Source organism: Bacillus sp. F19 (genome assembly GCA_023823795.1).
In the GTDB taxonomy this organism is placed as follows: Bacteria; Bacillota; Bacilli; order Bacillales; family Bacillaceae; genus Bacillus_P.
Map to the genome: position 1 here is coordinate 3,702,009 of CP085710.1, position 12,909 is coordinate 3,714,917.

At 40.3% G+C, this 12,909-nt stretch carries 12 protein-coding genes; 3 read left to right on the forward strand and 9 right to left on the reverse strand.

Annotated elements, in window-relative coordinates; all coding sequences use genetic code 11:
• Window positions 1-46: 46 nt before the first annotated feature.
• The 5 genes from hemW to gpr all read right to left on the reverse strand — a co-directional run bounded on the left by hemW (window position 47) and on the right by gpr (window position 6,294).
• Window positions 47-1,198: a radical SAM family heme chaperone HemW gene (gene hemW / locus LIT25_19075; protein ID USK32676.1), complete on the reverse strand. Its 1,152-nt coding sequence runs from the start codon at window positions 1,196-1,198 to the stop codon at window positions 47-49.
• A 99-nt stretch (window positions 1,199-1,297) separates the two neighbouring features.
• Window positions 1,298-3,124 carry a translation elongation factor 4 gene (lepA, locus tag LIT25_19080; GenBank protein ID USK32677.1) on the reverse strand — a complete coding sequence of 609 codons (1,827 nt, stop codon included), beginning with the start codon at window positions 3,122-3,124 and terminating at the stop codon, window positions 1,298-1,300.
• 417 nt (window positions 3,125-3,541) lie between these two features.
• Window positions 3,542-3,883: a YqxA family protein gene (locus LIT25_19085; protein USK32678.1), complete on the reverse strand. Its 342-nt coding sequence runs from the start codon at window positions 3,881-3,883 to the stop codon at window positions 3,542-3,544.
• Window positions 3,884-3,910: 27 nt separating this feature from the next.
• Complete coding sequence (locus LIT25_19090; protein USK32679.1) at window positions 3,911-5,110, reverse strand: stage II sporulation protein P; 1,200 nt, start codon at window positions 5,108-5,110, stop codon at window positions 3,911-3,913.
• A 65-nt stretch (window positions 5,111-5,175) separates the two neighbouring features.
• On the reverse strand, window positions 5,176-6,294 hold the full coding sequence (gene gpr / locus LIT25_19095) for a GPR endopeptidase (GenBank protein USK32680.1): 1,119 nt from the start codon (window positions 6,292-6,294) through the stop codon (window positions 5,176-5,178).
• 208 nt (window positions 6,295-6,502) lie between these two features.
• Here gpr and rpsT point away from each other — a divergent pair, with 208 nt between their 5' ends.
• The gene (gene rpsT / locus LIT25_19100) at window positions 6,503-6,769 is read left to right on the forward strand and encodes a 30S ribosomal protein S20 (GenBank protein USK32681.1); all 267 of its coding nucleotides are present in this window, start codon (window positions 6,503-6,505) and stop codon (window positions 6,767-6,769) included.
• 43 nt (window positions 6,770-6,812) lie between these two features.
• Here the strand turns inward: rpsT and holA are convergent, their stop codons facing one another.
• Entirely contained in the window at window positions 6,813-7,829 is a 1,017-nt protein-coding gene (gene holA / locus LIT25_19105; protein ID USK32682.1) for a DNA polymerase III subunit delta, read from the reverse strand.
• Between the two features lie 300 nt (window positions 7,830-8,129).
• Between holA and LIT25_19110 the strand changes: the two genes are divergently transcribed.
• Entirely contained in the window at window positions 8,130-8,264 is a 135-nt protein-coding gene (locus LIT25_19110; GenBank protein USK32683.1) for a YqzM family protein, read from the forward strand.
• 127 nt (window positions 8,265-8,391) lie between these two features.
• On the opposite strand, the gene LIT25_19115 is transcribed toward LIT25_19110, so the two are convergent.
• The 3 genes from LIT25_19115 to LIT25_19125 all read right to left on the reverse strand — a co-directional run bounded on the left by LIT25_19115 (window position 8,392) and on the right by LIT25_19125 (window position 11,982).
• Window positions 8,392-10,725 carry a DNA internalization-related competence protein ComEC/Rec2 gene (locus LIT25_19115; GenBank protein ID USK32684.1) on the reverse strand — a complete coding sequence of 778 codons (2,334 nt, stop codon included), beginning with the start codon at window positions 10,723-10,725 and terminating at the stop codon, window positions 8,392-8,394.
• 7 nt (window positions 10,726-10,732) lie between these two features.
• The gene (locus LIT25_19120) at window positions 10,733-11,281 is read right to left on the reverse strand and encodes a ComE operon protein 2 (GenBank protein USK32685.1); all 549 of its coding nucleotides are present in this window, start codon (window positions 11,279-11,281) and stop codon (window positions 10,733-10,735) included.
• 71 nt (window positions 11,282-11,352) lie between these two features.
• Window positions 11,353-11,982, reverse strand: a complete 630-nt coding sequence (locus LIT25_19125; GenBank protein USK32686.1) for a helix-hairpin-helix domain-containing protein — start codon at window positions 11,980-11,982, stop codon at window positions 11,353-11,355.
• Window positions 11,983-12,066: 84 nt separating this feature from the next.
• Here LIT25_19125 and comER point away from each other — a divergent pair, with 84 nt between their 5' ends.
• Window positions 12,067-12,897, forward strand: coding sequence for a late competence protein ComER (gene comER, locus LIT25_19130; GenBank protein USK32687.1), 831 nt, complete (start codon window positions 12,067-12,069; stop codon window positions 12,895-12,897).
• The last annotated feature ends 12 nt before the right edge of the window (window positions 12,898-12,909 follow it).

Here is a 12,909-nt window from a genome sequence, read left to right on the forward strand (position 1 = left end):
TAAAACAAAAAGACACACGCAAAAAACGCCGTCTTTTCTGTTTACCCTATTCGGAAGGGATAACACCTAAAAATGCCTGAAAAACTTCATTTCCCAGCAATTTCCCTTTATGTGTAAGTGAAATGGAATCTTGATGATCATTTAACAGACCTTTTTCTGATTGTTCCTGGATCTGCAATCCAAACACTTTTGTTAAAGGCATGCCAAACTTATCGGCAAATCTCTTTTTGCTCACTCCAGCAGATTTACGCAAGCCAAGAAAAAGTTCTTCCTCCATCTTTTCAGCTTCAGTTACTTGATGCTCATTCAGATAGGGAAAACCTGTTTCCTCAATCAGCTGCATATATTTTTTTAAAGGACCTGCATTTGCACGCCGGATATTGCCTGTGTAACTGTGCGCTCCCGCTCCGATTCCGTAGTACTCATCATTATTCCAATAAGTAAGATTATGTCTGCTTTCATAACCGGGAAGGGCAAAATTGCTGATTTCATATTGATGAAAACCGTGCTGCTCCATTTCTTCCATGAGATATTCATACATGAGAGCTTCTTCTTCCTGAGGCGGAAGAGTCAGTCTGCCTTTTGACATTAAGTTATAAAAGACAGTTTTAGGCTCAACAATGAGAGAATACGAAGAATAATGCTGGACATCCAGGCCAAATGCGATCCTAAGCGAATCTCTGAAATCGCTGATTGTCTGCCCCGGCAGTCCGTACATCAGATCAATGCTTATATTGTCAAAGCCTGCTTTTTTGGCAAGCTCAATACTTTTCATGACATCAGCCGAACGGTGTGTGCGGCCAATTTTTTCAAGCAGCCCATCGTTAAATGTCTGCACACCGAAGCTCAGGCGGTTTACTCCAAGGTCTCTCATCACTTTAAGCTTTTCATATGAAAGGTCGCCAGGATTAGCTTCTACTGCAAATTCATGTAAAGAAGGGAGTGGCTTAAATTCTTCATTTATAGCTTTCAGCAGCTTTTCCATTTGTTCTTCGTTTAAAGCAGTAGGCGTTCCTCCGCCAATAAAAATCGTTTCAAGGGAAGCCGCCGGGTATTTTAAAAGAGTGTTTCTCATTTCCATTTGCATGCTGTCAAGGTACTCATCAACAGGCTGATTTTTTAAAAAAACCTTGTTAAAGTCGCAATAATGGCAGATTTGTTCACAAAAAGGAATGTGAAGATATGCAGCTTTGACCATTTTTCTCACCTTCTAATAAAGAAGCCGCAGTGCGTTGACTGCGGCAAATGTTTTTTCTTACGTTATCATAGTTTAAGTTTGAATGTAAATAATCCTGAATTAATTGTCATCCATTTTCAGAACAGCCATGAAGGCTTCCTGAGGAACTTCTACAGAACCAACCGTTTTCATTCGTTTCTTACCTTCTTTTTGTTTTTCAAGAAGTTTGCGTTTACGGGAAATATCTCCTCCGTAGCATTTGGCAAGAACGTTTTTGCGCATCGCTTTGATCGTTGAACGTGCAACCACTTTTTGGCCGATTGCAGCCTGAATCGGCACCTCGAATTGCTGGCGCGGAATCAATTCTTTTAACTTCTCTACAATGATTTTACCGCGGTCATAGGCTGAATCTCTATGAACAATAAATGACAAAGCATCAATTTTCTCATTATTGAGCAGGATATCCATTTTCACAAGCTGAGATGTTTTATATCCAATCAGCTCATAATCAAATGATGCATATCCTTTTGTGTTTGATTTTAATTGGTCAAAGAAATCATATACAATTTCAGATAATGGAAGTTCATAAACGATGCTCACTCTGTTTTCATCCAAATATTGCATGTCGATAAAGTTGCCCCGTTTATTTTGGCAAAGCTCCATCACCGCACCTACATAATCGTTTGGAACCATAACGGTGGCTTTCACGTATGGCTCTTCGATCCGGTCAATCTTTTGCGGATCAGGAAGATTTGATGGATTATCAATCCGGACTTCGCTGCCATCTGTCAAAAAGACATTGTAAATAACACTTGGTGCGGTTGTAATTAAATCGATTTTAAATTCACGTTCAATCCGTTCCTGGATAATTTCCATATGCAGCAGTCCAAGGAATCCGCAGCGGAAGCCGAAACCAAGAGCCTGAGACGTTTCCGGTTCATATTGAAGCGCAGAATCGTTCAGCTCCAATCTTTCTAATGCCTCGCGAAGATCGTTGTATCTAGCAGTATCAATTGGATACAGACCGCAATACACCATTGGATTTAATTTACGGTAGCCCGGAAGCGCCTCTGTTGCGCCATTTTTCGCATCCGTAATCGTGTCCCCGACTCTTGTATCGCCGACATTTTTAATGGCAGCTGTTAAAAATCCAACATCACCAACATTTAATTCATCAAGCAAAAGAGCTTTAGGTGTAAAGACACCGACCTCTGTTACTTCAAATTCCTTGCCGGTTGCCATCATCTTGATTTTCTGTCCGACTTTAACTGTTCCCTCAACCACTCGAATGTATGCCACTACACCGCGGTATGCGTCATATAAGGAGTCGAAGATAAGCGCTTTAAGCGGCGCATCAGGATCACCTTGAGGAGCAGGCACCTTTTCAACAACCTGTTCCAATATTTCTTCAATTCCGATGCCAGCTTTAGCTGAAGCGAGAACAGCTTCTGAAGCATCAAGACCGATTACATCTTCAATTTCCTGGCGAACACGTTCAGGATCAGCGCTTGGAAGGTCAATCTTGTTGATAATTGGAAGGATTTCCAGATCATTATCAAGCGCCAAATAAACGTTCGCAAGTGTTTGAGCCTCAATTCCCTGAGCAGCATCAACAACCAATACAGCTCCTTCACATGCAGCCAGACTGCGGGAAACCTCGTATGTAAAATCGACATGTCCCGGTGTATCAATCAAATGGAAAATATATTCTTCTCCATCTTTTGCTTTATATCTTAATTGAACGGCATTTAATTTAATTGTTATTCCGCGTTCTCTCTCAAGATCCATTGAGTCAAGAAGCTGATTTTTCATTTCCCTTTGTGTCAACGCTGACGTTTTTTCAAGGATCCGGTCCGCAAGCGTTGATTTGCCGTGGTCAATATGGGCAATAATCGAGAAATTGCGTATTTTGGATTGTCTATTTAATTTATCTTCTTTATTCTTCATAATCGTTCTATCACTCCTACTAAACTAGCCAATGCACTAAATTTAATTATATCAATAGGGGAAGTAACATTCAACAAGGAAAAGCGGAACCGACTGTTTAGACTCGGGCAGACAGATAAGAATTCACCCGAAAAGTCCGGGTTTGACTTTCCTGAGGGAATTTGTTCTGGCCGAGGGGCTAGGAGGTGGAGCTGGACAATGGGAAAAGCGGAACCGACTGTTCAGACTCGGGCAGACATATAAGAATTCACCCGAAAAGTCCGGGTTTGACTTTCCTGAGGGAATTTGTTTCGGCAGAGGGCTAGGAGTTTAGCCAACAGCTTAGATTGACTTTTTTTAGCCAAAGCAGGTTTATCCGCTAAACAAAATATGGGAAGCCCTAAAAAGGACTTCCCTTCATCATATTCCATTGATCCATTATTGAAACAGGCTTTCAACCAGTCCTGCTAAAAATGTGATTAAGCCAGTTATGACTGCATTTGCAAGAGCAGCAAATTTTTTGCCCAGCTGGGAAAAGAAATTGAATGCTTCCATTTCCTCAAGTTTTTCCTGTTTTTCTTCGAGATTATGGTTGACGCCTAATACGGAAGCTTCCAGTTCTCCTGATGAATCATTTTTCACTTCAAAAGCGCTGCTCAAATTCGGGTCTTCATATCCTTTCATTTTTACAAGACCCTGATTGGCCTGCTGCATGCCAAACAGAACACCAAGCAGCAATATTGAGCTTAGGACAAAGCACTTTAGCATGAATTTTATCATCATACTTCCCTCTAATCTGAATTTACCTTATTTTTTTTCAGCAGCTGAATCCGCATCCGCTTTTTCAGCCTGCCAGTAATATTCGCTGAAAATATCCGCTACTGCGTCTGCTGTTCGATTCAATTCATCAAGATTATTATCAATCCCGCCGAATTCAATTAACATGGCGTTTTGAGTCAGGTCCTGATTATACAGGCTGTTTGATCCTGGTGAATCCTTAAGAAAAACTCCTCTGCTGAGACCCGGGTATTTAGTTTCTATTCTATTATGAAGCTCTGATGCCAATTGTTTGTTTTTGTCACGAAGCGGATTCTTTCCTCCGATGACAAATGCCACCTTGGCATATTTTTTGCCGTTGATATCTGCTGTTGTAATTTTATACCGCTGAGAATCACGGTGAATATCGATTACATACTCCAGCTCTTTATTCCCTGCCATCGCTGTTTCGACTGTCGGCCTGGACATAGAGTAGGCTTTTGTAAAAGACCAGCCTTTTTCATTCAGCTTCTTCATGAAATTGGTTTTATCAACGTTTGTTCCTATTCCCTGATCTTCAAGCGATTTTCCGAGCCTGTCTCCAACGAGAGTTACGTTTGCTTCAGAATGATAAGCACTGTTTGCATTTTTCACGTTTTTTAACATAGGCAAATAGGATTCTGTTGTATGTGTATGGTAAATGTAAACAACTTTGCGCTCGCCTGTCGTCGCTATAGGCGGTGTTTTGGACTGATCGGGCTGATCGTCCGCCCCTTTTAAGTCAGCAATTGATGCTTCCCTCTCCTCTAACAGCACCTCTGTCGGCGGCGGTGATTCAATAGGCATCGTTGTATAATCTGTGCCTTCTCCAGCCACTACGATTTCGCTGTCAAACAGGGTGAATCCAGGGAGTTCCCTTCCAAGGAGACTCCGCGGATCCTCCGGATTAATGCTTGTAGCCGCTTTAAAAAATAAAGAAGAAACACTTGGAGGTTTAGCCTCTTTAGGCAAATCCTGAACAAAATAGCGATTTTCGAAACCAAGCAGATGAATAAAGGAATCACCTGTAATATTATTTGTTAATTCATTAATTGATTTGGATGTGATCCTATATTCAGGTTTTAGGGAAGTAAGCGCGCCTGAGAGCAAAAATACGAGCATAAACCCGATAAAGCTGAGTGCAAATCCTTTTTTCAAGCTTGTCCCATTCAGAGTCACTATTATTCCGCGATTATTTCGAGAATGCTTCATCTTCTTCCTCCTTCAAAGATTGCCTGCTTAACTATATGCAGGAACCGGAGAAAGTAGACTATTTTTTAATGGGTATATGACCTCGCGTTGCTGCTGTCCACCTGCTGATGAAGTGCCTCATTCAGCCCATTTGCCACTACAGCTGCCATGTCTTCAATAAATGTATCCACTTCTTTTGGGGTCACCATTAAATTATGCCCAAGCGGAGATAGAACTTCATGAATCAGTCTTCTTTTTTCTTCATCTTCAAGGGTTCCAATAATCCCAAGGAACTGCTGTCTATGTTCATCAGAAGGAAGATCTTCATCAGACAGCACCCTCTTTTCTCCAAATGACATCCCAGCGGGAGTGAGCGACTTAGAAGGGCGGTCTCCTTCCTTCATCTCTCTTCCGAAGTGCTTTAAGATAAAGTCAATCGTATCACTTGTTATGGATACCGCATCTACAACCGTTGGAATTCCAAGAGCAATAACAGGAATGCCCAGAGTATCCATGCTCAACTCTTTTCGTTTGTTTCCTACACCAGATCCGGGATGAATGCCGGTGTCTGAAATTTGAATGGTTGTATTTACACGCTCTATCGATCTTGCAGCCAGCGCATCAATGGCAATGACAAAATCCGGTTTGCTTTTTTCAATAATGCCGGTAATAATATCACTTGTTTCAATCCCGGTAATTCCCATTACTCCAGGTGAAATAGCGCTTACCGGCCTGAAGCCTTCCTGTACATTTTCAGGCTGCAGCTGAAATAAATGACGTGTCACAAGAAGGTTTTCAACAACACGGGGACCAAGCGAATCTGGTGTTACATTCCAGTTGCCAAGTCCCACAACTAGACAGCTTGCATCCTTTGGAATCTTCAGACCATCCATAAAACTGCTGAATTCTTTTGCAAAAACGTCGACAACCTGATTTTGCAATGCTGTATCTTTTTGGCGAATTCCCTGTACTTCAAGTGTCAAGTAATTTCCCGGTTTCTTTCCCGTAAGCTCTGCACCCTTCTCAGTAATTTGGAGAGATGTTATTTTAACTCCATTTTCGTCTTGCTCTTTGACAATAACGCCTTCCATATCGGGTGATTTCTTTTCGGGCTCAGGTGTTTTAGATTCAGCTGCCATATCGCGTGCTTCAATGGCCAAATCTGTTCGGACTGAATACATACTCAAATCTAAAGGTTCTTTCAATATCATAACCTCCTGGCTCATAGTCTTTCTTATTCTGTATTTTTGCCTTAATTTACAGGTTTCATTCTTGACAGGTATAAGCCGTGATAATTTCCTTTACAATTATATTGCAATCTATATGTCCGTTTGATAAAATATCACTTGTTCTTATTATTGATGAAAATGTCGAGTATAATAGATCTCGAATGCTTTTTAGGAGGTGAAACGAATGCCAAACATCAAATCTGCAATTAAACGCACAAAAACTAACGCTGAGCGCAATGCACACAATGTAACAATCAAATCTGCGATGCGTACTGCTATTAAAAGAGTAGAAGCTCTAGTTGTTAACAATGATGCTGACAATGCAAAAGCTGCACTAGCTGTAGCTTCTAAAAGAATTGACAAAGCGGCTCAAAGTGGTCTAATCCACAAAAACGCTGCTGCTCGTTACAAATCTCGTTTAACGAAATCTGTAAACGGTCTTTCAGCATAAAAAAAAAATCCTCTTCTCGAGAAGAGGATTTTTTTTATGGACTTTATTTGAATAAGCGGAGTAGAAATAATTCAACAGCAAGTCTTTTGTCCATTTTTCCGGTTTTCATTTCATAGTCTGCGTCACCAAGCTGATTCATGATCGATGTCAGTTCAGAGGATTGAAAAAGCTGTGCCTGCTGCATAGCCAGTTTCACACGGAATGGGTGCACCTTGAGGTTTCCCGCAATTTGCTGCTGTCCATATCCCTGAATAGACAGCTCTTTCACTTGAAGAATCAGTCTGAATTGATTAATCAGCAAGGATAAAATTTTTATCGGTTCCTCGTTTGCTTTCAGCAGATCATAAAAAATCTGCATGGCACGAGTTCTGTCTTTGCGGATAACCTTCTCAATCAATTCAAAAATATTCTGCTCAAGTGTTCTTGAAACAAGGGAAGAAACAATGTCTTCCGTTATTATTCCACCTTCTCCCGCATATGTACCCAACTTTTTCATTTCTTGTGAGATGGCCATTAAATTGCCGGCTGACAGCATATAAAGCTGATCTCTTGCTGAATTTTCAAGCGCAATGGCATTTGCATCTGCCAATTCATTCATCCACTTCTTTGTTTCATGCTCAGAAAATCCATTCATCTCTACAGCTTCTGTCATTTTTTTGACAGCTTTTGTTATTTTTTTTCTCTCATCAAGTTTTTCGTAGGGGGCCACAATAACCAAAATGGTGTATGGAGCAGGACTTTTTAAATATTCCTCTAATTTTTCGATGTGGTGTTCTATTTTTTCTTTCTTTTTTTCACTCGTTAAAAATTGAGGATTCTTAAGAATAACCACTCTTTTTTCACCTAAAAAAGGAAGTGTTTCTGCATCTTCAATGGCGGACTCTAATGGGGTCTCTGACAGGTCATACTGTGCAAGATTAAAGTCCATCTCAGAAGGATCCAACGCAGCTTCAATAATAAGCTGAACGGTTTCCTGAATAAGGTAAGATTCCTTTCCAAGAAGCAGGTATGCCGGCTTCAGCTGTTTATTTTTTAAATCTTTCCAGACGTTTGATATCATTTTATCACCCAGTTTCAATCATTCTTTTCTAATCCTATCGGTACCCTGCCTGTTTAGCAAGTGCGGATTATCTAAATGGGCAAAATGAATAGGGAACAGGCTAAGCCGGTTCCCATATATATAAACGCCACCGCATATGCCCCAGGATACATGTGCAGGTAAGCGATCAATATGTTGTATATATTTTTCTCACTCTGATGAGTTTCTATTTGTGTAAAGTGTTGTCAAAACCTGATTGGAAAATGATAGATTTTTTAAATGATTTGGCTTATACTATAAGGCATATAGGAGGGGTAAATTGTGAATGAATTTGAAAAGAATGTTCAAAGCAAACGCAACGATGCAGTAGACTCAGGAGTTGGATTTGTCGTTTCTTTTGGCTTTTTTGCCACTATTTTTGTATTAGCGACAGTTATTAAGTTAATCGGTTCATGACAACCCTTACATAGAGACTGCAGAGCAGTCTCTTTTTCATTGTCCAGCACAAGCGCCTGACTTCTCGGTCAGAACGGATTTGCCTGACAGAGCTGCCTAAGGCGATCCGCTTTTCTAATTGCAAAAATCATTTATCTGATACGTTATCGTATGGAGGCTGAACGGAAAACGTTCCACTGTCTCCACTAAATTTAAAAGTAATCGAACCATGATCCTTCGTTTGAAGAATTTCTATCCCATATTTCTGAAGCAGCCCGATCACTTCATTATGAGGATGATGATACCGGTTGTTTTCCCCTGCTGAAATTAAAGCAATCTTTGGCTGAAGCTGCTTTAAAAACGAATCTGAAGTAGACCCCTTGCTTCCATGATGTCCAACCTTTAATACATCGGTTTTTAATCCTTTATATTTTTCTAGAATACGCTTTTCTCCTTCGTGCTCAAGATCACCCGTAAACAGCCAGTTTAAGCCCCCAATCTTAGCAAATATAACGAGTGAATCGTCATTTTCACTCTCTGACAGCGCGATTGGAGATAAGATGTTCAATTTGAAAAATGAGTCAAGTACAGCGTCCCCGCTTTTCAATACGGTCAACCTGGTTCCTTTACTTTTCGCTTTATCAATGATTTCCTGCTCAAATTCTCCTCTTAAAAAACCATATGGCACAATCAGCTCTATGACACGAATTTCATCAAGAAGTTTGGTAACCTCACCCGCATGATCTGCATCTCCATGAGTCAAAATCAACTTATCAAGTGTTCTTTTGCCTTTTGATTTTAGAAAAGGAATAAGAGTATCTTCAGCGATCGAATAAGGATTGCTTTTTTCTTTCCATTTTTGCTGATTAAACGAGAGTATGCCTCCCGTATCAATTAAGTATGTTCCCTGATTATGCGGTGCTGAGAGATAAATGGAATCACCTTGACCGACATCAAGCATCACGATCTCGCCTGTCTGTACGAAATACTCCGATTCGTACTGATAAAAAAGGAGAAGGACAATGAATAAAACGAATAGCTGCATTTCTTCCAATCGATTGGACTTCTCGTAAACGATAAAAGCCAGGCATAGGAATACGGTGAATAGAAAAAGAAACAGAAAAGATGGTTTGCCAAACAGAAGCATGAAGGAAGGCAAGCTGTTGATAAACAGAACAATGTTATTGCTTATTTTCAGCAAAAGATCCGTTACGGCGATGAGGACTGAACCTAATGGAGAAAAAATAATCATCCCAAACACCGAGGCCAGTGATAAAGGGAGAATGACCACAGAGTAAAAAGGCACAAATAGAATATTCATTGGCAGGCTTAAAAGGGAAATAGAATAAAAGCTGTACAAAATAATCGGAAGGGATGCGAGCTGGGCTACTGACGAAACTGCCAGCAGCTGATAAAAGCGTTTGGGGATTTTTGAAAAAGCCCGGGCTGACAGAATGAGCGCAATACTTACAGAAAAGGACAATTGAAATCCAACATTAAATAAATAATATGGATCAGCAAATAGCAGAACAAGAAATATAACAGAAATAACATCAATCGTGGAAAGCTGCAGCTTCATTTGTTTTGATGCAAGATAAAGCACGCTCATCCCTGCAGCCCTGAGAACGGAAGGAGCCCCTCCAGCAATTATGCAGTAGACCGGCAGGGACAGGATTAAAAGAAGTTTCGTTTTTTCATGTGTCATTCCCGTTCTGATCAAGATATAGTATAGTCCAGAAACTAAAATACCGACATGGAGACCAGAGATTGCAAGCAAATGAACGATGCCCAGCTCCTGATATGCCTTGTTTATATCCTCTGAAATATGAGAACGTTCCCCGTACAAAAGAGCTTGTACAATCCCTTTGGATTCCTTTGGAAACACATCAGAAATAAATTGAATTCCATTTTGTCTGTATTCTTTCAATTTTTCTAATAATGTTTGTTCTGAATTCCTGCATTGATCAATAGAATCGGCAGTAAGCACCCAATGGATTCGATTGTATTTTAGATAATCTGAATAATCAAAAGCATTCGGGTTCGTTGCATGTTTAGGGAGCTTTAATTCCCCTTTAAATGTACAAGATGTACTTATTTCCAATAGCTTGAACCTGTTTTTCTCTTCCTCTGAACTGAAATAGTATACGGCAGTTATCTTTTCTTTGTTAACATTTATAACACTTTTCAATTGATTTCCGTCTATTTCAGGAAAGTCAGCAAATTTGCCTTGAACGGTAATTCCGCCTTCAACGAATCCCGTAACATTGCCTTTTTCTACTGCGTAAAAGTGAAGAATGAAGAGGGTGAAAATGGCCATACAGCCAATCAGCAAAGTCATTTTTTTGCGTAAAAGAAGATGTGCACAAAAGAGAAGAAGAATGAAGAGGGAAATCGGATGGAATGGAAATTTTGCAGCAGCAACGGCTAAACCGGCTGCTGCTGCAAAATAGATGAGCTTTCCTTGATAGCTTATTTTAGACATGCCGAAATTATACGTTGCTTTTGAACAGCTTTTTTGCTCTTTCTAAAAGCGTATTCCGCTCAGCGTCATCATTTAATTTTTCAAGCAATTCATCAATAAATTTTCTCTGTTCGGAAGCTAAAGGGTCCTCATTCGTCTCAACCTGCTCTACATGAACCCCTGCTTGTTCAAATAGCTCGGTTGCATACGGGTGATTTTTGTAGCTTTCAGCAAAATAGACCTTTTTGATGCCGCTTTGAATAAGGGCTTTGCAGCATTGCAGACAAGGAAAATGTGTCACATATATTTCTGCTCCTGCGGTTGGCACGCCAAATTTAGCACATTGCAGCAAAGCATTCATTTCTGCATGAATGGTTCTCACACAGTGATTATCGATTACATAGCATCCCTCATCAATGCAATGGACACCTCCTGCAATCGAACCGTTATATCCTCCGGCAATAATGCGCTTGTCCCTGACGATTGTTGCTCCTACTGCAAGGCGAGTACATGTGCTTCTTAATGCAAGCAGATGACTTTGTGCCATAAAATACTGATTCCAGGAAATTCTATTCATGTTATCCCCCATTTGTAGAAGTAGCTGCAGCTCTTCCTTTAGTGTATCGATAGAAGGAAAAGCCCGTCAATTCATTTTACAGAAATACTGTCTTTTAATTTTTCGAATGATTTTTCCCCTATCCCTGGAACGTTCATAAGATCCTCAATCGTTTTGAATCCTCCCGCTTCTTCCCGGTAAGAAAGAATGGCTTCCGCCTTTGCAGGGCCAATTCCTGTAAGCGTCTGGAGCTCTTCTGCTGTTGCTTTATTAAGATTGACCTGCTGTTCTCCCACGTCAACTTCAGCTGATGCTGGCTGCTGAACATTATCTTCTGCTGTCTCTCCGAGTTTTGGAATATAGACAACCATACCGTCTTCAAGCATCTCTGCAAGGTTGATTTGGACGGCATCAGCTGCTTTCGTTAAGCCGCCAGCTTTTTCAATAACATGATGAAACCTTTCTCCATGCTTCATTTCATATACACCAGGCTTTTGAACTTCGCCTTTCACATCAACAATGACTGTCTGCTCTTCATTGGCATCATCTGAATCGGGCTCCTCTTCTAAAACCGGTTCTCCGGTTAATAAAGAAGCTTCATCTTCGTCCAATTGAGAGGTTTGTTCAGCGGGAATTGAGTTTTGCTGCGTTTGATATAGAAACATCGCTGCAGCAATTCCTATTAAACCAAGTAAGTATTTATATTTTTTTAGAATTTCCATTCATTACTCCTTCATGTGATTCATATTTTTTCAACTTTTTTCATAAAGTGTAGGAGAAAGTATGTTAAAGGAGGGGATGAAACATTGAACGCAGGTTTTATTGGAACAGGGAATATGGGAAAAATATTAATTGAAGCGTTTATTGAATCGAATGCACTTAAGCCCTCAGCCATTCATATTACAAATCGTACGTTTGAGAAAGCTGCCAACCTGAAAAAACAGTATCCAAAAATAAACTTATATTTAACGCCCGAAGAAATTGCTCGGCAATCTGAGCTTATTTTTATATGCGTAAAACCGCTTGACATTCACCCCCTATTAATTAAATTATCACCCTATTTACGAAAAGATCAGTGCATCATCTCTATAACTAGTCCCATTAATGTTGAGCAGCTTCAGTCTATTGTTGATTGTCAGGTCGCCCGTGCCATACCAAGCATTACAAATCGGGCTCTATCAGGTGTTTCTTTACTTACTTATGGAAACTGCAGTCCATCTATGCGGAAGTCAATCGAAGAATTATTTCAGGCCATTTCAAACCCTTTTACAATTGAAGATCACATAACAAGAGTTTCATCCGATATTGTCAGCTGCGGCCCGGCTTTTTTCAGCTATCTTCTCCAAAGATTTATTGATGCGGCAGTCAGAGAAACGGAAATTACAAAACATCAGGCTGTCCAATTAACGAGTGAAATGGTCATAGGGCTTGGAAAGCTTTTAGAGAGCGAGCTGTATACACTTCCAACATTACAGGAGAAGGTGTGTGTAAAAGGCGGAGTAACAGGTGAAGGCATCAGTGTAATGGAGGCAGAAATTGGTGAGGTGTTTGAGCACTTATTTCAGAGAACCCACAGGAAATACAATGAGGACTTAAGAGAGGTAAAAGAACAATTCGAAAGTATGAGTGATACCTAAGGAATTCTCCAT